Consider the following 21,194-nt stretch of genomic DNA (forward strand, 5'->3'; position numbering starts at 1 on the left):
TTATACCCCGAGCCAACTGTCGTGCCATGCGGCAAGGGCACTACCATCAAGCAACCAGTCGCGTCGAATGCTACCTTGCAGGAAGTCGCCCAATGCGGCGGCGGCGTTGAGGTCATCCATATGAGCACGAATGGCGTCCAGCCAGGCTTCGGGACGATTGTCTACACGCCTTACCGGCAATTGGCCTCGATAAGCCTCCACATCGCTACAGATGACCGGCACGCCACAGGCGCCAAACTCAAGCAAACGCAGATTGCTTTTGCAGCGGTTGAAGAAATTATCCTCAAGGGGCGCCACCCCCAAATCCAAGTTCAGCGAGGCAAGTTTGGCGGGGTATTGCTCGATGCCGACGGCCTGATGGAATTCGTGTATGTACGGGCGCAATAGCACTGGGCAGGCCCCCAACATCACCCAGTGAACCTCATTCGCCAACGACTTGATGACCTCTGCAATCATCTCCAGATCGGAGACATCGCTGACAGCCCCAACCCAACCAATGCGCGGCTTTCCATCTTGTCGACGCAAGCCTTGCAGAGCCCCCCACCGGGTAGGCGCCAGCCGATTTTCGAGCACTCGAACATCGGCGTTGAACCCCTCAAATACCTGCGCCATGAAAGTGGTCGGTACAACCAGCCGGTCCATGTATGCCAACCCTTGGCGCATAGCGGCCAGGATGTCACCGGGGGCCTTTTTCTTGAAAGGGGCGGATGCACTCAGGTCGGGCAGGTAAACATCAAGATCACAGACCTTGAACGCCCGCGAGAAGGCTTTCATTCGGCGCAACGCATCAAGATGTTCAAGGCCCAGTGTACGAGCAAGCACAATTGCGTCAGGTTCGAAACGCTCCAGTTCGGTCACCGAAAGCAGCCGAGAAGAAAACGTCCCCTGTATCTGCCCCAGCTCATTTAACGCCTCAAGCGGATCCTTGATGCGATCACCGGTATTTCCACCTGCTTTATCCAACTGCACCAAGACGCGGGGCAACGCCTTCATCGACGCCAAGGGGCGCCAGGACAATGCATTGTCGACGTAAGAGAACACGCCCTCCGAGGACGCGAGAAGGTTGGCATTACTTGCCGGGTCACGGGCCAATGCTGGCAACCAACGCTCATACAAGCGGTCTTCCTGCTCAACACTTGCAGGCTGCGTCTCGATTCGGCTGATCAATAATTGAACCCTTGGGGTCCATACGTTCAAGTAGCCTGCCTGATGCAATTTCAAGCAAAGGTCGACACTCGACCAAGGCCGCATCTGCTCATCAAAACCGCCCGCAGCTACAAACAACTCTCTGCGCAACATCAGGCATTCACCGGCGAGCGCGGTGTAGCTTTGGTCAACCCGCAAACGATGCGCATACCCTGCATCGGTCATTGGAATCCCTTTGAAGGGGTTGGTCACGACTTCCGCCTGCCCCAGCAGCAGCCCCGCATGGCTGATCCGCCCCTCGCTGTCGACGAGCTTGGGCGCGACACAACCAACCTCTGGGCGCCTGCCATGGTTCAAGAGCTGCTGCAACCAATCGCTCCCTGCCACTCCGATTCGAGGATCCATGAAGACCAGGAACTCGCTAAGAGTCTGATCGGCGGCCTGGTTATACATCGCCTCGATTGATGTATCTGCAGGGCAGCGCAGGATACGCAGGAAAGAAGCCGCCAACTGCTCTATGCCAGTTAGCCAACTGATCACCGAGGGGTCTTCATTGCCCCGATCCAGCAGAACCAGCTCAAACTCTTTATGACTGGTATTCCCCAGCAGGCTTTCAACACACCGCTGGGCATAAGTCAGCTCTCCATCAACAGGAATCAGAATACTGACAGTCGCCGACCCTGCATGCGCATAGTCCACCTCATAGAGCCCTGGCCATCGACTTGCAACAGCAGCACCGTCGAAGCCGCGTTTGTGCAGATGCCGCTCGATAACCTGTCGATGCTGAACACTATCCTGCATCACCAGGGCGTTGCCGATGAGCCAAGCCTCACTCTGGTGAATGAGCCCCTCATACCCTGCAAGTTCTATCAGACGTAAAATGAACTCCAGCTCGAAGGCGTCTGGGTATTGGCTGAAAAACCCTCCTTGCTGTTGCCAGATATCACGATTGAATAGCCAATGGCTCGTCATGCTGGACGGGAAACTCAACAGCAGGTCCAGATTCATATCCGGGCGCAGCAACAGATCGAGATGACCGTCCGCAAACCGCATCCCTTCGTCAGCGTATAGGGCACGCCAGGACGGCTTTTCAGCAATGAGAAGCGCTGCGCTCATCAATCCGGAAGAGGTGAATGTCTCTCCCGAACGGACAACCATGAACGCATCGCACGCAGTTGCCAGTACGGCATGGTTGATACTGGATACCGGATCCACATCATCAAGGACAAACGCCTTGTGACCTTCAGGCAACTCCGTGGCTACGGTCAGGATCATCGGCCGCACCGACACCGCACTGCTCGTTTGAGCAGCCAGGCTATCCAGGGTTCGGTGCAGTTGGAGGGTGTCACCGCAAGCATCCAGAATGACGATGCCCAACACCGGGACTGTGATCCCCTGGGTATGCTGCTCTATCAGTTGTGTTTGCACAGCGGTTGGGGTGCGATGCGCCAACCAGCTCTGGGACTGATGCACGGGGGGCCGCTGGGTGTATGCGTCGGCGGCCTGCTGGGTGACCTCAATGAAATGATCGAGCGAGTCCCAGAACGCCCTTCGATGCGTCAGCAGACTCTCCAGCAAGAGCGGTGCTGTTTCGCGTGCACGCTGGATGTTCTCCGGTGTATTGCCCCATGCAACACCGTAGTTATTATTCTCATGCTGGGATAATGGGCGGGGGGCATAACGATTGGGAAGAATAATTGCCACGCAGCCGCACAACACTGCCTCGGCCGCCAACCCGGACGCTTCGGTGCAGTAGAAGTATTCACATTGCTGGAAAAGTGCCGCCAACTCCTCCCAGGTACCCGGGCTTCCAAGCGTGATTTCAACAGCATCAGGCGTTAGCAATTGGGGATCGACGGGCGCTTGCCCATTCCGACCTTGGTAATAACAGATCTTTCCCGGTATTCGAATGGCACTGTCCGTTGGCAGACAGAAGATAGTGGTATCCACGGCGGGCATATACATGACCCGGTCGTCAGGCATTCCGGGCTGCAACAGCCCCCGAGTATAGGAGAAGAGAATATCGCTATCTTCAAACGGGCTAACAGCGCCAAAGAAACCAGGATGATTCAGTAAATACCGAACCACCACATTTCCCGCCAACGGGTTGCCATCTATCACCTCTGGGTAGATGACGATGGGTTCTACGCCTTGCGACTGATGCTGCGCCCTGATTTCATCAGTCAGGCGCGGAGTCATGAGCCTCGGGTCGACCACGCCAGCGGTGATATAAGCTTCATAACCCGAACGCATCAATGCATCGCAAAGCATATGCATCACACGAATGCCTGCCGAAGTCCGGCGATAGTCAGGGGCGACAACGTAATAAGGGCTTGGCCGCTTGGCAAACAATGAACGAATCATCTACAACTCCTGACAACAGGGCATTCGTGTACTTCCACAACGCCTGCAAATAGAACAGGCTGCTAATTATTACGTGAAATATCAGCTCAAGCGCCTGACCGAGTTGTCGTAGCTCTCAAAGTTCACTTCACCCGAGTGGTTGTAGTCGGCAAATGTCATGTCCTTTTTCGGCACGCGCCATTCTCCATAGACAAAATCAAGATAGGCGTAGGGCTCCTTGGGGGCTTTCAAGGCGGCCCCAAACAACTCCACTCTGTCAAAGCCTTCGAAGTGCTTCTGTGGACAGAACCATTCAGGCATGGCCCCCACCATGACGGCAGAACCCTCCCGATGCACACGGTGCGCAATGTCTGTCTCGAACGGGATGATGTTGTTAAAGCCCGGAGCATTGCGACAGGTGATCCTGAGCGCGAAATCCCTGCCTCGAGAGGAGAGTAGCTCCATGTCCCAATCGATATCCTCTCGGTGCGGCAAGCCGTTGCGGTTCTCCGTCAGCAGGGTCACCAGTTGAGTGAACTGTGTTTCGTTGACGGAGAAATCAATATCGTCATCCCAAGCGATGAAGTCCTTGTCACGCACCGCTCCCAACAAGGTGCCGAAATCCAGATAGAGGTCAATGCCTGCCGCTTCACTCAGCGAAGCCAGTGTGAGCACCAGTTCCACTGCGATCGCTTTGGTGGGGGCATCGGAGAAGGGATGAATATCACGCATCCCTTTCATTTCCCGCTTTCCAGGCATGACAATTTGCATACCGGCCAGCCCAAGGTCATCAAGCTGCTTCAAAATGCTATCCAACCACACACTGGTAACAACGATGGTATCGCAGGGGTAGTCCGTTATTTGCTCAGCTGCAATGATAGGATAGCCAAGCAATGTTCCGCCTTGCTTGCCGGGGTCATTATCCGCTACCGCAAGTATTTCCAGGTCTCGATTTTGCTCAATGAACAACCCGCCGCTCTTGCCTGCGCCGAACAATACGAGTTTTTTGCCTTGTAAATCGTGCATTGTGATCCCCTGCCCCGTCATCGAACCATCTAAATCTTGTGCGCCACACAGCGCCCTACTTTCGCATCTTCATCTCGATACTTTGCAAGGCCTCGCCCCTCAATTTGATAGGTAACGTTGAAACCAGCCTTTTGTATATTTTCCAACGTCTCTTGATGATCAAGATAACGGCGATAATGATCGGTGCCGAAAATCTTCTCCTGCTCGGCATCTTCCACGGTGCGGTACTCGAAGAACAGCTGGCTCTGTACGGGCAGGAGCACCCCCAGCAAATCCAACAAGGCACTGGCTTCGCGTTCTTCAATGGCATGCAGGAAGAAGCGAGCATAGACAGCCACCTTACGTTTACCGTCGAGGAACGCTTTTATATATTCCCTTGAGGCCGCGGCTGGGGAATGCACATAACCCACGTGAGGATATTGGTTACGCGACCGGCACAATTCAATAGCCTCAGCAGAGGCATCCAGGCACAGCATGTCGAAACCGTAGGCAGCAAAAAAACTGCTATCTCGGCCATTACCGCAGCCAAACTCGATAATGCCGTCAACCTCAGTGAATTCGTTGATGGCAAATGCAGCAAACTGTGAAGGATAGGCGGGAGCGCTTTTTCTACGGTTACTGTAGAACCTGTCCCAATAATTTGATTCTTCTAAAAGGCTCATTGCGTACTCCCAAACAATCACTGCTCAATCACAGTGCCCTTGCTGCATACATAACAGCATCGGTAAAAATAGAGATCTTGTCGGCGCTATTGCCAGGCCGAATCACCAGACACTACGACCGCCATCCATCACCAGGTTGCAGCCATTCATGTAAAGAGAAGCATCAGCGCACAAGAACGCGATAGCTCCACGATATTCATCGGCATTGGCCATACGCCCGGCGGGAATCAACTGACGCAGCTTGCTGACAAACACATCATCCTGTCCGGCATAAACACCTCCCGGGGATAATGCATTGCAACGCACCCCCTGCTCGCACCAGTACGTCGCCAAGTATTTGGTCAAGCCAATCAAGCCATGCTTGACGACCGAGTAGGTCACCGGTTTGACAGGCTGCTGCTCCGGTTCACGTCCTTCAACGCGGTACAAACGCTGATCTGGCGCAATCACCCCAAGGTCCGACGATATATTGACGATCACGCCTTTGCCTTGCAGGGCCATCTGGTGGCCAAAGATCTTGGCGCAGTTGAAGGCACCTCCCAACCCAACATCCAGATCTTGTTGCCACTGATCCCAGGGGAACGCTTCAAGGCGAGAAAAATTCTTGCCTGCGCCATCCTCCACCTTGGGGTTGCGGGCAGCATTGTTGATCAGGATGTCGATGTGGCGATGCTCGGCCAACACCCGGTCGCGAACCGTCTCCAACGATGGCAAGGAGGTGATGTCCGTCACATACACCTGCGCGTCGACACCACACTCATCCAGCAGCCGCTCCCGGCTACGCTGCAAACCTGCCTCGTTGACATCGAGCAGGATCGGCAAGCCTCCCAATCCCGCCACGGCCGCGGCATGCTGATAACCCAGCAAGCCACCTCCTCCCGTTATGATCGCGACTCGACCACTCAGGTCGAACAACTGCTGCATTGAAGAGTGATGTTCAGCCATAAGTAACGATCTCCTCCAGCTCCACCCGCGCACCGCGATGCAATGACTCACGAGCGGCTAACGATAGGCGCAGGCTTTGCAGGCCATCGAACAGGGTGACTTGTGGTTGCGCCTGCCCCCGCAGGCACTCCAGGAAGTGCTTAGCCTGGTCCAAGAACATATCGTTGCGCACAAAGCCTTCGAAGCTGTTGGATTCAACCTGCTCGCCAACAGCGTTGTAGACCGCCAATCGGGTGTTGATCAGATCCAGCTCGGCAACGCCCGCATCACCAATGATCTTGAAGGTACGCACAGGGGGACGCTGAATGAAATCCTGATGCAAGTGAATCGGGAAACTGCCTCGGTCCCCGGAGTAATGCATGAGTGACGTCGCGGTGTCCTCGACATCGATCTCCAGATTACTGAGTTGCCCACCCACCGTAAGGATGTTGCGCGGCAATCCGAAGAACCAATAGATCAAGTCCATTTCATGGATTTGCGAAAGGATCACACCGCCGCCCTGATCAGCCCTGGCCGCATACATCTGGCGATAATCCTCATAGCGGTGCCAGTTGGGCAGATACTCTCCGATTTCTGCGCTGACGCGGATGATATTGCCGAAGAACCCCTCATCCAGCAGCGACTTGATTCGCAGAAGGCCCGGGTGGAAACGGAAGTTGTAGCCCACGTAAAAGAGCATTTGCTTCTGAGCCACCAAGGCCATCAGCTCTTCGATACCTTGCAGATCACTGGCCAGCGGTTTCTCCATGAACACCGCTACATTGGCCTTTGCGCAGGCCAGGGCAATTGGAACGTGCAAGGAATTCGGGTTGCAGATATAGGCTGCATCAGGCTGGCACGCCAAAGCGCTGTCGAGATCATCATGGACGATTACGCCGTAGTCCGCTTCCAGATCGGCGCCCTCTTCCACGGTCAGATTATCCCGTAGCTTGATTCGCTGCCGACGCACGCGAAATGCATGAACTTCCAGTTCCTCGCCGAGCACACTACGCAAGTTACGTAGATGGCGTTGCCCAATACCACCCAGCCCACAAAAAAGAATTCGCACCATGCCCTTGCACTCACTTAAACCAGACGGTTACCACGCAACCACTCGGCTGCCAGCTCACTCATTTCCCGTAACCAGACGGACTCCTCTCCCGCCACGCCCCGCGCAACCTGAAGCACAAAATCGCCGCGGTAATCGAAGCGAATCAACTGCTCCCGCAAGCTGGCAAAATCGGTATCGCCTTGTCCCAACGGCACGGTGCTGCTGCCCAAGCGACGATCCTTGATATGAAAACTGCCAACCCGCTCACCGTAGGCTGCAAATTCGTCAGCCGGTGCATAACCCAACGAAGCGCTGTTCCCGGCGTCATAGTTAACCTTGACCAACGGATGATCCAGATCTTGCAGCAGCTGGCGGAAGGACTCGGGAGCCAAGTCGGTTTCCAGATGCAATTCCACCGCGCAGTCTTGCGCCAACGGCAAGAGGTGACGCAGGTAGTCAATGACCTGCGTCTGCTCCTGCGCAGAGGTGATTCGCGAATGGTCCACAAAGGGCAGCACAATGCGCCCTACCCCCATCTGCGGACAGATGCCAATCAACCAGCGCAGTTTCTCAAGACGTTCCTGTAGTTCTTGCTCAGTGCAGCGCAGCAAAGGGAGGTCCATGAAATAATCGGCGCAGATCGACACAACCGATACTCCCCGGGCAGCCAAGCACCCCATCAACTCATGACGACCTTCAGGGGTTTCCAAGGGGTTGTCGCCCACGCCATACACATCGAAGATCCATTCGATGCCTCGCAGACCGATGGCCGCCGCCTGCTCGATTTCCTCGCGCCACTGACCGCGCGGAAATGACTGGAAGCGCCCGTCCTGCGGTGCGACCAAGCGCCCCTGCATGGTGTAGAGGCCCGCCTGCGCGTACTGCTTAAGGTAGTCTTCGGACATGCTCATTCATCCACCAGCGGAATCAACATATTGGCTTTGAGTTCTTCACGGTCCAAGAATGGGAACAGGTCTTCCAACGGGCTGGAAACCATCTTCCCGTTTTCGCCAATACGAGAGGTGACTCGCGGCCCAATCGCTTGATCAGGCTCAACCATGACTTCACACAGCACTGGGCCTGGTGTATCCAGGGCTTGTCGGATGACATTGGCCAGATCCGACTGCTCGCTAACACGCAATACAGGCAAGCCAAAGACTTCAGCCAAGGCGCCGATATCCGGCAACGTCAAGCCAGAGACCGGATCACAGCCAATGGTCTGCTTGAAGTAACCCGACTGGGACGCACGGATAGACGCATATCCATTGTTATTGAGAATGAAATACTTGATCGGGAGTTGCAGGCGCCGAACCACTTCCAGTTCCTGGATGTTCATGACGAAGCCACCATCGCCGTCCACGGAAATCGTGCGGCGCTTGCCCCCGCCAATGCAGCCGCCAATCGAGGCTGGCAATCCATAGCCCATCGCCCCCAAACCACCTGTGGCCACCGCTCTTTGTCCACGTTTGAGCTTGGCCGAGATCCAGAACGTATCTATCGACGCGCCAGAACTGCCAGGAATGATCATGTCATCCTCGTCCAAGGCCTCGCAGAGCATGTCAGTGAAGACATAGCTGTTCACAAAGCCCTGCTTTTTGCGGTACTCATCCAGCACTACCGGATAGCGGGTTTTCCACTCGGTGCAGCGCTCACGCCAAGCGTTAAAGTCAAAACGATGCGCCCGAGTCAGCTCAAGCAAACCGACGATGAAATCCTTGGCGTCGCACACGAAGGATTGATCGGGCATATCCCCGAGCTTAGCGATTTCCGCCGGATCAATGTCCACCACGACGACTGTTGCAGCGCGTGCGAACTGACTACGGTCGAAGCCAGTAATGGAGAAGTCCATACGACAACCAATTGCAATTACCACGTCGGCATTCTGGACTGTGAAGTTGGCGCCGCGGGACGCCACGGTGCCGCAGCGACCAAAGTAGAGCGGGTGATCGTACTCAAGCAGATCAGCTCCGATCCAGGTCGTCATCGTTGGTATGCCCAGGTGCTCGATCAGCTCGCGCATCGAGGCCTGGGCACCGGCACCATGTATACCATTGCCGACCAGCAGTACCGGACGGTGGGCGCCCTGCAGACGTTGAGCCAACTTTTCCAACGCCGAAGCCTGTGGCAATGCCGGCAGTACATGGTCGTCGGGGACATAGCCTTGCAACTGCTCTGGGTCGATTTCCGTCGCCTGGACATCCAGCGGGATATCGATCCAGGCTGGCCCCTTGCGGCCGTTGAGCATCAAGTACAGGGCTTTTTCCAATTCATAGCGGACCTGCTGAGGATCCGACAGGCACACGGCATACTTGGTGACCGAAGAAACCATGCTGACGATGTCGAGCTCCTGGGTGCCGAGTTGACGTAATCCGGTCTCACCTTTCAGGTCCGCGCGCTTTACCTGACCGGAGACAACCATCATCGGCGTCGACTCGAACCAGGCACCGGCCAAACCGGTAATGGCATTGGTGGCGCCAGGACCGGAGGTCACCAGGCAGGCGCCAAAGTGTCCACTGGTACGCGCATATCCTTCAGCCGCAATGGCGGCTCCCTGTTCATGCAACATGCTCACCGCTTGCAGACGCGGTTGGCGCAACAGGGCATTGTTCAGATGCATGGCCCCGCCACCCGGCAGGAAGAACACGTGCTCAACACCCTGACGGGCAATGAACTCAAAAACGAAGTCGGCTACGCGCATGTGATTAGACCGTCTGAAGATTCAACGAATGGTGGGCGACACGATCAGCAGGTACGGCATAGAGCACCAAATCCCAACCCTCGGCCAAGTGCTGGCACAGACCGAAGCGATAGCCGTCGTAATAACTGTGCAGTTGCAGAAGGATGCTCCACAGGTGCGTCTGCTCGTGATAGACGCAAACAGCCAATACAGGGTGCCGCTGAGCGATCAACTGGCGCCCGCCTTCCAGGCACTGGGGTTCGAAGCCTTCGATATCGATCTTGATGAATGTCGCGGGCGCGATCTGCTTGCTCAGTTCGTCAATCGTGCTCATGCGCACAACTTCCTTACCTGCCCCTACCCGAGCAGCCGCACCGCAGTCTGCCTCGACCAGGATCTCTCCAACTTGATCGCCCACGGCCAGCGCATGGGCGTAGAAACCTGCGGTCTTCCCTCCCAACTGGGCGAGTGTGGTCTCAAGCGCGCTGAAGTTCTGCCTGGCAGGTTCGAAGGAATGGATTTCCCGGTGTTTACGACCGCTTTGGATGTAGCCATGAATCGAATCGCCATTGAAGGCACCGATGTCGTAGAGCACCTCGTCATCCCGGCGATTGGCATAATGCTCGTTGAAATAGATCGCTCGGGACGAAGCCAAAGGCAACAAGTCATAATTGAGAAACAGCCGACACTCCACGTGATCGACGAACAAACGCTTGGATTCTTCATCCGTCAGCAGCTCGAACGCCTTTCGTACATCGACCGCCGCCTGAATAACGTGCTCCGGCAAGTCCAGGCTGTAGTAAGGGAGAAACTTTTCTGGCATGAGCCATGCCAGATGCCCGAACAAGGCAATGCGCTCAAAGCCTAAAGCCCGCAGAGGAGCCAAACGATCAGCCATGCGGTCACTGGCCTCACCACACCAGATGGTGGTGATAACGGCAGGCAAGCTGAAATGATCCCGCCTAGCCAATTGTGCAGGGCTCATCACCTCGATGCCCATGATCGATGTGCCCCACAGTGCAGGGTTGTTGTCGATGAACGCTACCGGTGCCTGCCCCAACTCCAGCAACACCGAAACGACCCTGCGCCCCAGATGGCCGGCGCCAAACAGGACAAACGGCTGATCGAAATCCCCGATGATATCCAAGAGCGTCTGCTGCTGACGCTTGCGAACCGACTCCAGCGGCTCACTCAACAACCGCCCCAGCCGTTCGGATAACGAATGATCACCCATGGGACGCCTCCTTACTCAAAGCGCTCAAGAACTTCAGCGCCGACCAGAAACCTGCGCCATGATCCTTGTGGCCCTGCCATACCTCAGGAATGAAACTCACCTGCGGATGGGCCTTGATCTTCGCCCAAGCCTGCGGCCAATCGATGTCCCCGGTGCCCATCAGCACGCCCTCGCCATTGGTGCCCTTGGCATCGGCCACATGCAGGTGCGCCGAGTACGGCAACAGCAGCGCCAGCGCCTCCTGGAAGTCGAGTCCGAAGTGGAAACAGGTCATCTGCAGGTGCGAAAGGTCCAGGCACAAGCGCAGGCCATGCTCACGGGCCTGGGCCGCCAATTCCTCGGGCATCATGAAGATGTTCTGGTGACGCTGGCCGCCAAAGTGCCAAGGGAAAGGCGCCATGTTCTGTGGGATGAGTTCGGTGCCGCTGAAGTCGATCCGCGCGCAGGACTCATAGAAGCGCTCGTACAGCTCGGGGCGCATGGCCAGCGGGCGCGGTGCGTCGGCCGAGAAACCGCCGATGTTGGCGACGATCAGGCGAGCATCGGCATTGGGGAAGAACTCGCCCATCTGCAGTGTGGCGTCCACCACACGTTGTAGGTTGTCGATGGAGCGCTGACGGTAGGCCAGGTCATCAGCGACCAGATCCAGCAGCTCGCTGTTCTCGAACAACTCCGGTGCATGCACCACCAAGCGCGAACATTCGACCGGCGCGAGGAAAGGCTGAGGCTTGAGGCTCAGGTCACGGTACGAGAGGTGGAACTCGAACAGGTCCGGCTGGATGCGTCGGCGGTAACCGAGAAAATCGTGATAACGCACCGGCACGCCCCAGCGAATGGGCAGCTGGAACGCCAGTTTTTCCTCGGCCTGTTGCTCTTCGAGATCGCTCTCGAACAGGAAGTCACCCTGGGCGATATCACGCTGGGCCGGCTTGCCGAGCAGCTCCGCCAGGCGGTACGGGGCCAGGCCCTGGCCGGGGCTGGCGATGCGCAGCATATCCTGTGTCAGGACACTGCCACGGGCGATGTCTCGCGAGGCGATCACGCTCTTGCCGAGGTTCTCGCGGTTGAGCAACTCGCCTTGGCTGGCATGGCGACCTGGCCCTTGCCACGGTAGGGCCAATTCCAACTGGCGGATGCCTTCGACCAGTTGGCGGAACTCGGTCGGCTCCAGGCTGGCCAGGTGATCCGGGCCTTCCATGTTGCGGTCCAGGGTGATGTGGCGTTCCACCAGCTTGGCCCCCAAGGCCACGGCTCCCAGGGTAATGGCGATACCGCGTTCATGACCGGAATACCCCACCAGGCCGTGCAGCTCCTGCAAACGACGCAGGTAGCCAAGCTGGATATCACTCTCCGGTGCCGGGTAGGCACTGTTGCAATGCAGCAGCGCAAACGGCGTACCCAGCGCATTGAGCTGCTCGACGGCACGAATGATCTCGTGCTCGAAGGACATGCCTGTGGACAGGATCAGCGGCTTGCCCAGGCTCGCGGCCTTGGCGATCAGGTAAGGGTTGCACAGGTCGGCCGAGGCGATCTTCAGGGCCGCCACGTCGAATGACGCTAAGGCATCGACACTGGGTTCGTCCCACGGCGTGCACAGGTAGGTAATGCCCCTCTGCGCACAGTACTCACGCACCTGGCGATGCTCGTCGAGACTCAGCTCGACTTTGTCCAGCAGGTCCTGGATGTACTCCACGCCCAAGTCTTCGGCACGCGATCCATCGGCCTTGCGGCGATAGAGTGCTTCGCGATTGCGCAACTGGAACTTGACGCAGTCGGCACCCGAGTCGATGGCCGCATCGACGAGCTGGCAGGCCAACTCCAAGGAGCCGTTGTGGTTGTTACCCACTTCGGCGATGACGTAGACGCGCTCACCGCCAAGCGGGATGCCGTCGAGATAAAGGGTGGTCATTGGATTTTTGCTCGCCATGAGGTTACGCCGCTGGATTCAAAGCGGAAATTCTGGGTCTGGCAGCCAAGCTCGGACAGCACGCCTATCACGCGCTGGCGCTGTTGTGGCTGGACGTAGAACAGGAAGAAGCCACCACCACCGGCGCCCAGCAGCTTGCCGCCGACGGCTCCGGCTGCAATGGCGGCGTCATAAATATTGTCGAGGCGGCCATGACTGATCGCCGAGGAGAACCGCTTCTTCAGGCGCCAGGCCTCATCCAGGCAGACACCTACTCCTCGCAACTCGCCGCGAATCAAATGGCGGTGCATGCGACGGCACAGCGCCACACTGGCATGCAGCAGTTCCGTCTGGGTTTCTTCGGCGGCGATTTCCTCACGCTGCAGCTCGTGCAAGCGCCCAGAATCGTGGGAGATACCGGTATCGCAAAGCAGCAGGCATGATTCGAACTCGTTGCGAATCGCCTCTTCCAGCCGGATCGGGTGAACCAGGTTGCGCTGGTTCTCGAACTCGATCAGGTTGAAGCCACCAAATGCCGAGGCGTATTGATCCTGCCAGCCGCCTGCAATGCCAAAGCACAGGCGCTCGGCCTGGAACGCCAGCTCGGCGATCTCGTAGGTGCTCCAGCGGTCCTGGCGCAACTCGTTGAACACTGCAATGGTTGCCGTAGTCGCAGCGGAAGATCCACCCAAGCCGGACCCCACTGGAAAATCCGAACGTAGGAACAGATCGAAACCGTAGCTGGGCTTGATGACCGCGACGATGGTCGCCAGCAGGCTTTTGTCTTCTGTTGCCAACAAATCCGCCAGCGAATCGAAATGTTCTTCCCGACCAAGGTCCTCTGCATGAATGCTAATCAGCTTGTCCTTGCGCGGCACCAGAGTGGCATGGGCATACAGGCCAACCGTGCAGCTCAGTACCGCCGCCGGATGATCAATGAAAAAATACGTAAGATCGGTGCCGCCACCACAGAAGCTCATGCGCACCGGCGCGCGCGCCCTAGCCAGCACAGGTACCTCGGGGCTGGCTGCGAGCTGGCGTGTATAGACCTCGACCAACCGTTGCTCGGCATCCACCCCTGGAATGGCGAGATAACCCAAGTCGAAGAGCTTGAGCAGTTCCTCACGCGCGGTGCCGACGGGCACGGCGCGGAACTGCCGGTTCATGCAGGCAGTTACCGCCAGGTCCGTCTGCCCGCCTTGCAACAGATGACGACGCAGGTCGCCATTGGTCACCACGCCCACCAATCGCCCCACATCATCGACGACAAAGACGATTTGCAGCGCACCGGCTTCGATGTGCTCGACAGCATCAAGAATGCTGCGTCGATCGCTGATGCTCAGGGTCTGGACGAGTGAACTCATTGTGCGGTGTCCAATTGAAATTCAGTGGAATAGCGGGCGAAGGACTCTGGCGTACCGATATCGATGAATCGGCCCTCGTACTCGCATACCATGACAGCCTCACGTCCCAGCAGCTCCGGCAGCAGATCACGCTCCAACGAGCAGGCCTGTACCGCACGCCCGCTGAACGCTGCAACGTCGAACGCGTAAATGCCAGCGTTGATCAGCCCCGGGCCGCCCCCCCCCTTCTCCTCGATCGAACACAGCCTATTGGCCTGATCGAGAGACAGGCTGCCATAGCGGCTGCGATCATCGACCTTGACGCCGACCACGGCATGCCCCAACGCCTCTACCGCCAGACGATACGCAGGCGCGTCCAGGTAGGTGTCGGCATTGAGCACTAGGTAACGGCCATGGGGGGCCTGTTCGGCCAGTGCGTTCAGCAGCGCGCCGCCGGTACCGAGTGGTTCGGCCTCGACCACCAGCCGCAGTACCAGGCCACAGGCCTTGGACAATGCATCCAAATGCTCGGCCATCTGGTCGGCACGGTAATGGGCACACAGCACTACCTCGGTGACGCCTGCTCGTGCCAGCTGGCACAACACGACCTGCAGGAACGGCACGCCATGCACAGCAACCAAGGCTTTCTGGGTGCCCTGGGTCACGCTCTGCAAACGCGTACCAAAGCCGCCACACAGGACGTAGGCGCGCATCAACGCAGCCTCCGCACGTAATCTTCGATATTGCGGGCGGCATGCTCGAGGTGCTCTTCGCCCAGCCCTGGCCACAACCCGATCCAGAAGGTGTCCTTCATGACCTTGTCAGTCACGCTCAGGTCGCTCGCCACTCGGTACTGCTGGTCTTTCATGTAAGGCTGGCGCGTCAGGTTGCCGGCGAACAGCAGGCGGGTGCCGATTTTCTGCGCATCCAGGTGACGCAGCAGGTCCAGGCGCTCGACGCCACAGCCATCGCGCAAGGTCAGGGGATAGCCGAACCAGGATGGATCGCTGTTGGCGGTGGCCTGCGGCAGGATCAACTGCTCGGCGCACCCGGCCAGGCGCTCGCTGAGCCAGGTGAAGTTGCGCTTGCGCGCGGCGATGAAGTCATCGACACGGTCCATCTGCGCCAATGCACAGGCGGCCTGCATGTCGGTGATCTTGAGGTTGTAGCCCAGGTGCGAGTAGGTGTACTTGTGATCGTACCCCTGCGGAAGGTCGCCCAACTGCCAGCAGAAACGCTTGCCGCAGGTGTCGTCCTCGCCTGGGCCACAGTAGCAGTCGCGCCCCCAATCACGGAAAGACTCCACGATGCGCTTGAGCAACGGAGAGTCGGTGAACACGGCGCCGCCCTCACCCATGGTGATGTGGTGTGCGGGGTAGAAGCTCAAGGTGCCTAGGTCGCCGAAGCTGCCGACCTGACGACCATCGTAGGTGGAGCCCAAGGCGTCGCAGCAGTCTTCGATCAGCCACAGCCCATAGCGGTCGCACAGCTCGCGCACCACCTTGAGGTTGAACGGGTTGCCCAAGGTATGCGCCAGCATGATGGCCTTGGTGCGCGGGCCGATCGCGGCTTCGATCAAGCTCGCGTCGATGTTGTAGGTGCCCATCTCGATGTCGACGAACACTGGCACCGCACCGAACTGCAGGATCGGGTTGACGGTCGTGGGAAAGCCCGCCGCCACGCCGATGACTTCGTCGCCTTTGCCAATGGCGCGATCACCCAGACGCGGCGAGGTCAGCGCGGAGAAGGCCAGCAGGTTGGCCGACGACCCGGAGTTGGCGGTCAACACGCCACGACGCCCCAGATAGCGCGCCAGGCGCTTTTCGAAAGCCTGGTTGAAACGTCCGGTGGTCAACCAGCCGTCAAGCACGGCTTCGGTCATGGCTTGCAGCTCCGGCGCGCCGATGACTTTACCCGACGGTGGTACGGCATGCTGACCGGGTACGAACCCGGGCGTGGCGAGCTCCAGCTCCGCGTAACGGCCTACGAGTTCGGCAATTTGCTGGCGCAACTGCTGCGCCGTCTGATCAGTCATCGGTTTTCGCCTTCATGGTCCGCGATCTGCGCGCGGCAAAATTGCTGCATGTCCTGGCCTTCTCGCCAGGCGCAATGCCATTGGAGGGTTCGCTGCAAGGCCTGCTCCAGGCCCCAGCTCGGACGCCAGCCCAAGCGCTGGCGTGCCATGGAAGAGTCGAGGGTCAAAAGACCTGCCTCATGGGGCTGCGCGGATGGTTCGACCGCCCAGCGCGCCTCGCCAGGCCAAAGCCGGGCCATGGTCTGTACCACCTCGCCAACTGTTGCGGTGCCTTCGCTGTCGGGGCCGAAGTTCCAGGCCTGGGCGACCGCCTGCCCCTGTTCGATCAGCGCCTGGGCCAGCAGCAGGTACCCCTGCAGCGGGTCGAGCACGTGCTGCCAAGGGCGCACCGCCCCCGGATAACGCAAGGTCAACGACTGCTCGGCATCCCAGGCACGCAGGATGTCCGGAAGCAAACGGTCGGCGGACCAGTCGCCACCTCCGATCACATTGCCCGCCCGAGCGGTGGCCAGCGCCACACCTTGGTCTTTCAGGAGGGACTCGCGCCAGGACGCGCAAAGCAACTCGACGCATGCCTTGCTGCTGCTATAGGGGTCATGTCCACCCAGGGCATCCTGCTCGCGATAGGGCCACAACCACTCGCGGTTCTCGTAGCACTTGTCGGTGGTCACCACCAGGACCGCGCGAACCGAATCACACTGGCGCACGGCCTCCAGCACATTTACCGTGCCCATCACATTGGTGGCATAGGTTTGTGCAGGCGTGCGATAGGACTCGCGCACCAACGGCTGTGCCGCCAGGTGCAGGACGATCTCCGGACGGAACGCCACCAGGCTGCTGGCGAGCCTGTCGGCATCGCAGATGTCGGCGAATTCGCCCGAAACCCGCTCGGCCAGCCGGGCCTGATCGTGGAGTGCGGGTGTGGTCTGGGGCGCCAGCGAATAGCCATACACCTCAGCGCCCAGTTCGCTGAGCCACAACGCTAGCCAGCCGCCTTTGAAGCCGCTATGACCGGTCAGGAAGACCCTGCGGCCTGACCAGAAGCTGCGGCTTACGGCCATACTCGCCATTGTGCCTCTCCGGATTTCCAGCGCTCTTCCAAGTAGTTGCGATCGCGCAGCGTGTCCATGGCCTGCCAGAAGCCGCGATGGGTATGACTCATCAACTGGCCGTCCTGCGCCAGGGCGCGCATCGGCTCGTATTCCCACGTGGTGGCGTCACCATCGATGTAATCGAAGATGCCGGGCTCCAGAACGAAGAAGCCACCATTGATCCACCCGCCGTCGCCCAGTGGCTTTTCCTGGAAGCCCTGGACCTGTTCGCCACGCACATCGAGCGCCCCGTAGCGGCCTGGCGGCTGGACTGCCGTAACGGTGGATAGCTTGCCGTGGTTTTTGTGGAAGTCGACCAGTGCGCGGATATCGACATTGGCCACGCCGTCACCGTAGGTGAGACAGAAGGTGTCGTCGCCGACATAGTCACGCACGCGCTTGATTCGCCCACCGGTGGCGGTATTTTCACCGGTATCCACCAACGTCACGCGCCAGGGCTCGGCATTGCGGTTATGGATATGCATGCGGTTTTCCGACATGTCGAAGGTCACATCGGACATGTGCAGGAAGTAATTGGCGAAGTACTCCTTGATCACGTAGCCCTTGTAGCCCAGGCAGATCACGAAATCGTTGATGCCGTAATGGGAGTAGATCTTCATGATGTGCCAGATGATCGGTTTGCCGCCGATCTCGATCATCGGCTTTGGCCGCAAGTGGGACTCTTCACTGATGCGTGTGCCCAGGCCACCGGCCAAAATGACTGTTTTCATTAAGTGCTTACCTTCAGAAGATCAACGCCACCTTTGCACCGACAAATTACTGACCAAAGCGGTGGCCTGGTCGGACTGAAAGCAAAAATACTGCCAACTTGGCCGCCCCCACCAAGGACGGCCTCCAGAGACAAAAAAACCGGGCCACGGCCCGGTTCTTCTGTCTCTGCCGAGATCAACTCAGCTCACGCAACCATTCCAGCTGGATCGCCTGTCCTGGCATGGCCGAACGCGATTGCTCGACCCCCTCTGGCGCATCTGCCGCCACTCGACGATTGAACGCCGCAGGCCAGCGCGCAACCAGGTACTCGCGCGCCTGATCACTCACTACCGGCACTACCGGGCAGAGCACCTTGGCGTCCGGCGCCATGAGTATCAACAGGCCGGCCTGAGCGACCTGCTGGCACAAATCGATGTCCGCCCCGAGGTTCGTGGACAAGCCGCCACAATGCTCGAAGACATCCCGACGGACCATCAAGGCGTTGCCCGAGACAGCTTGGGCACCACGGACGACGTCCAGCCCCAGGGCCCGCCCAAATGCATCGACCGGCAGGCCGAGCCAGCTCGCATGGATACTCTGGTTGTCCAACAGCTCGTAACCGGCGTGACTGATTGCCCCTGCGAGGTCATACATCTGGCAACCGACGATCCCGACCTCCGGGCGCTGCGCCTGATTGAGCAACGAGCCGATCCACGCCGGCGTCATGACCTGGCAATGAGTACCGAACAACACCAGGTAGTCGCCCTGCGCCTGGGTTACCGCCAGATTGATCAGCGCCTCATAGGAGGCTGGCTGCTCACTCGTTACCAGACGCACGCGCTTGCCAATTCCCGAAACGCTCCCCAACTGTGCGATCAAGTACTCACTGGCATGAGCCTCACTGACCACCAGTACTTCATAACGCGGGTAGCGGGTGCGCTGCACGATGCTGGCCAGCGAAGCCTTGAGCTGCTCGATATCAGCATCGGCCACCAGCAGAATGCTCACCAACGGCGTCGCCGTATGCCGAAAATCGAGATGCAGGCGCTGCCCAGCCCCTTCGCTGATCGCCCCCTGGTAGCCCAGTTGCGTCATGTGGCGGTTGAGGGTAGCCAAAGCATCCGTCATCATCGCCTCCCCAGCCATCCGTCCGATCACCAGGTACTCGTCCAGGTGCGCCAGGCCACCGAGCCCCTGAGCCTCGACCAGGCGCAGCAGCAAGTCGAATTCCAGTGCATGACGATAGGTTTCGCTGTACCCCCCCAGGGCCACCACCGTTTCACGACGCATCAACCAGTGCCGCGACATCAGGTCGGGACGGCTACGCAACAGATCGAAATCAGCGCCAGGGCGCAAGATACCGACCAACCGACCAGCGGTGTCCCGCTGAACCTCATTACCACAAATGGCTTGGCATCCCGGCGCTTCGACCAGCTCTACCCGCAAGCGCAGCAAGCCACCGGCGGTCAACTCGTCGCCCGCCTGCAGCAACAGCATCCACTCGCTGGACAGCTGACGCACTACCTGGTTCAGGTGCGAAACCACGTTCGCGGCGGTGACTTTGATGAAGTGCAAGGTATCGCGCGCCGTGGTGATGGCGGGCAGTGCGCCAACCTTCAGCACGACAAGACGGAAATCACGCACACCGCTAGCCAGGATGCTGTCGAACGTCCGCTGCAGGCCGGCGTTATCATCCTCTAGGTCGAGGACAATGAACGCCAGTTGCGGCTCCTTGCGCTTGGCAAGGTGCAGCATGATACGCTTTCTGCCTGCTGCATCCGGAGTGGCGTCGGCCAGGGCCTGAAGCACCCGCCCAGAGGGCGTAGCAGTCAGTTGCTGGCCTAGGTCGATACCCTTCACACGGTCCAAGCGCGCCAGCCAGTCGTTAAGCTCGCTCACCTGATCCCCCATGTCCTCCCCCACCAGCGAGTCCGCCAGGCGGCGGCACACGACGGGGTCGAAAAGGCTCAATACAAGCGCTTGCCAATAGCGCTCCTGAAGACTTTTATCGGTATCGTTGGGGTGCACGTGCAGCAAGTCACGCTGGCGGACCCAGGTGCCCTCCACGGCATTGATGTGCGTTTGCCCGACCGGCCAGGCATGGATGAAGAACTCAAGACCCGACAACCGGCGGAACAAGGGAGCGTTGTAGTACGGCAGCTCGACGAACTGCTGGGGCTCGAAACGGCGCTCGGGATCACCGACCACGCTGCCCCATGCCGAGGTGAACAGCAACGGCAACTCATCACCGCCATAGGTCGCGTGAATGAACTCTCGCAGGATCACAAAGCCCTGGTCATCGCACCACAACGACTTCTGTTCGTGATCCCATTGAACCAGCGCCTGCGTTACATGAGCCAATGTTTCTTCGCGTGCCACCGAGCCCATGACCTGGGCCGGGCATTCGCTCACCACCGCCGTATGTTCCAGCACCTTGACCGAGCCGTGCAGCAACAAGGCGCACGACAACCCGACCAACCAGCCCTCGCCAGACAACTCAGCGGGAACGCTGCCCAGCACCGCCCTGAGCGCCTCGACACGAACCACAGCGCGCCATGCCTGCTGACCGCATTCGGCGAAGCGGCGAATACGCTGGAGCGGGCCATCGGTACTATCACCCTGGTAGGCGTCACCGACCTTGTGATAGTCCACAACGCTGTTCCCCGGCCGGTACCCCAGCACATACCCAAGCGCCGACTGTTCACTTGGATGCGCCTGCAACCACGCCACGGCGGCTTCCAGTGCATCAGGCAGGATGAAATCGGTGTCCTTGGCCAACAGGACATACGGCGTGTCGACCTGCTCGAGCGCGCACTGCAAGCTGACCGACCATGGCTGGTCCGGCGCGGCTTCGAGCAGCGGCCACTCACAGGCCTGTTCGGCATAATACGCTGCGGCGCGCGCTCGATAAGCAGGGTCATTGCCGCCCAGCAATACAACGCTGACAGCGCGTTGCAATGACACGTCTGCTACTGCTTGTTCATTCATGGCGCACCCATCATTCCGGTTATTCTCTTCGCCCTGGCAGCGTGGCTCGCCACCACC

At 58.8% G+C, this 21,194-nt stretch carries 15 protein-coding genes; all 15 read right to left on the reverse strand.

Annotation, left to right across the window (positions count from 1 at the left end; all coding sequences use genetic code 11):
• Positions 1-3,510, reverse strand: a complete 3,510-nt coding sequence (locus IEC33019_RS16415) for a glycosyltransferase (RefSeq protein WP_081337446.1) — start codon at positions 3,508-3,510, stop codon at positions 1-3.
• Between the two features lie 81 nt (positions 3,511-3,591).
• Positions 3,592-4,515 carry a LicD family protein gene (locus IEC33019_RS16420; protein WP_157765895.1) on the reverse strand — a complete coding sequence of 308 codons (924 nt, stop codon included), beginning with the start codon at positions 4,513-4,515 and terminating at the stop codon, positions 3,592-3,594.
• A 29-nt stretch (positions 4,516-4,544) separates the two neighbouring features.
• Positions 4,545-5,177 carry a class I SAM-dependent methyltransferase gene (locus IEC33019_RS16425; RefSeq protein WP_081337447.1) on the reverse strand — a complete coding sequence of 211 codons (633 nt, stop codon included), beginning with the start codon at positions 5,175-5,177 and terminating at the stop codon, positions 4,545-4,547.
• A gap of 102 nt (positions 5,178-5,279) precedes the next feature.
• On the reverse strand, positions 5,280-6,122 hold the full coding sequence (locus IEC33019_RS16430; RefSeq protein ID WP_244509749.1) for an SDR family oxidoreductase: 843 nt from the start codon (positions 6,120-6,122) through the stop codon (positions 5,280-5,282).
• A complete protein-coding gene (locus tag IEC33019_RS16435; protein WP_099593752.1) occupies positions 6,115-7,173 on the reverse strand; it encodes a Gfo/Idh/MocA family protein in 1,059 nt (352 codons plus the stop codon). The genes IEC33019_RS16430 and IEC33019_RS16435 overlap by 8 nt, the downstream gene beginning before the upstream one ends.
• A gap of 14 nt (positions 7,174-7,187) precedes the next feature.
• Positions 7,188-8,057 (reverse strand): sugar phosphate isomerase/epimerase family protein, encoded by an 870-nt coding sequence (locus tag IEC33019_RS16440; protein ID WP_070092448.1) that lies wholly within the window; start codon positions 8,055-8,057, stop codon positions 7,188-7,190.
• A gap of 2 nt (positions 8,058-8,059) precedes the next feature.
• Positions 8,060-9,850, reverse strand: coding sequence for a thiamine pyrophosphate-binding protein (locus tag IEC33019_RS16445; RefSeq protein WP_070092449.1), 1,791 nt, complete (start codon positions 9,848-9,850; stop codon positions 8,060-8,062).
• Between the two features lie 4 nt (positions 9,851-9,854).
• Positions 9,855-11,063: an FkbM family methyltransferase gene (locus tag IEC33019_RS16450; protein ID WP_070092450.1), complete on the reverse strand. Its 1,209-nt coding sequence runs from the start codon at positions 11,061-11,063 to the stop codon at positions 9,855-9,857.
• Entirely contained in the window at positions 11,056-12,972 is a 1,917-nt protein-coding gene (locus IEC33019_RS16455) for an N-acetylneuraminate synthase family protein (RefSeq protein ID WP_070092451.1), read from the reverse strand. Before IEC33019_RS16455 ends, IEC33019_RS16450 begins: the two co-directional genes overlap by 8 nt.
• Positions 12,969-14,333, reverse strand: a complete 1,365-nt coding sequence (locus tag IEC33019_RS16460) for a GHMP family kinase ATP-binding protein (RefSeq protein WP_070092452.1) — start codon at positions 14,331-14,333, stop codon at positions 12,969-12,971. Before IEC33019_RS16460 ends, IEC33019_RS16455 begins: the two co-directional genes overlap by 4 nt.
• Entirely contained in the window at positions 14,330-15,025 is a 696-nt protein-coding gene (locus IEC33019_RS16465) for a sugar phosphate nucleotidyltransferase (RefSeq protein WP_070092453.1), read from the reverse strand. The genes IEC33019_RS16460 and IEC33019_RS16465 overlap by 4 nt, the downstream gene beginning before the upstream one ends.
• The gene (gene rfbH / locus IEC33019_RS16470) at positions 15,025-16,347 is read right to left on the reverse strand and encodes a lipopolysaccharide biosynthesis protein RfbH (protein ID WP_070092454.1); all 1,323 of its coding nucleotides are present in this window, start codon (positions 16,345-16,347) and stop codon (positions 15,025-15,027) included. Before rfbH ends, IEC33019_RS16465 begins: the two co-directional genes overlap by 1 nt.
• Positions 16,344-17,417, reverse strand: a complete 1,074-nt coding sequence (gene rfbG, locus IEC33019_RS16475; protein ID WP_212632835.1) for a CDP-glucose 4,6-dehydratase — start codon at positions 17,415-17,417, stop codon at positions 16,344-16,346. Before rfbG ends, rfbH begins: the two co-directional genes overlap by 4 nt.
• Positions 17,399-18,169, reverse strand: a complete 771-nt coding sequence (gene rfbF / locus IEC33019_RS16480; protein WP_070092456.1) for a glucose-1-phosphate cytidylyltransferase — start codon at positions 18,167-18,169, stop codon at positions 17,399-17,401. The genes rfbG and rfbF overlap by 19 nt, the downstream gene beginning before the upstream one ends.
• 175 nt (positions 18,170-18,344) lie before the next feature.
• Positions 18,345-21,137, reverse strand: coding sequence for a glycosyltransferase family 2 protein (locus tag IEC33019_RS16485; protein WP_070092457.1), 2,793 nt, complete (start codon positions 21,135-21,137; stop codon positions 18,345-18,347).
• Positions 21,138-21,194: the final 57 nt, after the last annotated feature.

The organism is Pseudomonas putida, from assembly GCF_002741075.1.
Classification (GTDB): Bacteria; Pseudomonadota; Gammaproteobacteria; order Pseudomonadales; family Pseudomonadaceae; genus Aquipseudomonas; species Aquipseudomonas putida_T.

Coding starts and splice junctions, on each gene's coding strand:
- IEC33019_RS16415 (WP_081337446.1), bottom strand. CDS start 3,510: ATGATTCGTTCATTGTTTGCCAAGCGGCCAAGCCCTTATTACGTTGTC.
- IEC33019_RS16420 (WP_157765895.1), bottom strand. CDS start 4,515: ATGCACGATTTACAAGGCAAAAAACTCGTATTGTTCGGCGCAGGCAAG.
- IEC33019_RS16425 (WP_081337447.1), bottom strand. CDS start 5,177: ATGAGCCTTTTAGAAGAATCAAATTATTGGGACAGGTTCTACAGTAAC.
- IEC33019_RS16430 (WP_244509749.1), bottom strand. CDS start 6,122: ATGGCTGAACATCACTCTTCAATGCAGCAGTTGTTCGACCTGAGTGGT.
- IEC33019_RS16435 (WP_099593752.1), bottom strand. CDS start 7,173: ATGGTGCGAATTCTTTTTTGTGGGCTGGGTGGTATTGGGCAACGCCAT.
- IEC33019_RS16440 (WP_070092448.1), bottom strand. CDS start 8,057: ATGTCCGAAGACTACCTTAAGCAGTACGCGCAGGCGGGCCTCTACACC.
- IEC33019_RS16445 (WP_070092449.1), bottom strand. CDS start 9,850: ATGCGCGTAGCCGACTTCGTTTTTGAGTTCATTGCCCGTCAGGGTGTT.
- IEC33019_RS16450 (WP_070092450.1), bottom strand. CDS start 11,063: ATGGGTGATCATTCGTTATCCGAACGGCTGGGGCGGTTGTTGAGTGAG.
- IEC33019_RS16455 (WP_070092451.1), bottom strand. CDS start 12,972: ATGACCACCCTTTATCTCGACGGCATCCCGCTTGGCGGTGAGCGCGTC.
- IEC33019_RS16460 (WP_070092452.1), bottom strand. CDS start 14,333: ATGAGTTCACTCGTCCAGACCCTGAGCATCAGCGATCGACGCAGCATT.
- IEC33019_RS16465 (WP_070092453.1), bottom strand. CDS start 15,025: ATGCGCGCCTACGTCCTGTGTGGCGGCTTTGGTACGCGTTTGCAGAGC.
- rfbH (WP_070092454.1), bottom strand. CDS start 16,347: ATGACTGATCAGACGGCGCAGCAGTTGCGCCAGCAAATTGCCGAACTC.
- rfbG (WP_212632835.1), bottom strand. CDS start 17,417: ATGGCGAGTATGGCCGTAAGCCGCAGCTTCTGGTCAGGCCGCAGGGTC.
- rfbF (WP_070092456.1), bottom strand. CDS start 18,169: ATGAAAACAGTCATTTTGGCCGGTGGCCTGGGCACACGCATCAGTGAA.
- IEC33019_RS16485 (WP_070092457.1), bottom strand. CDS start 21,137: ATGAATGAACAAGCAGTAGCAGACGTGTCATTGCAACGCGCTGTCAGC.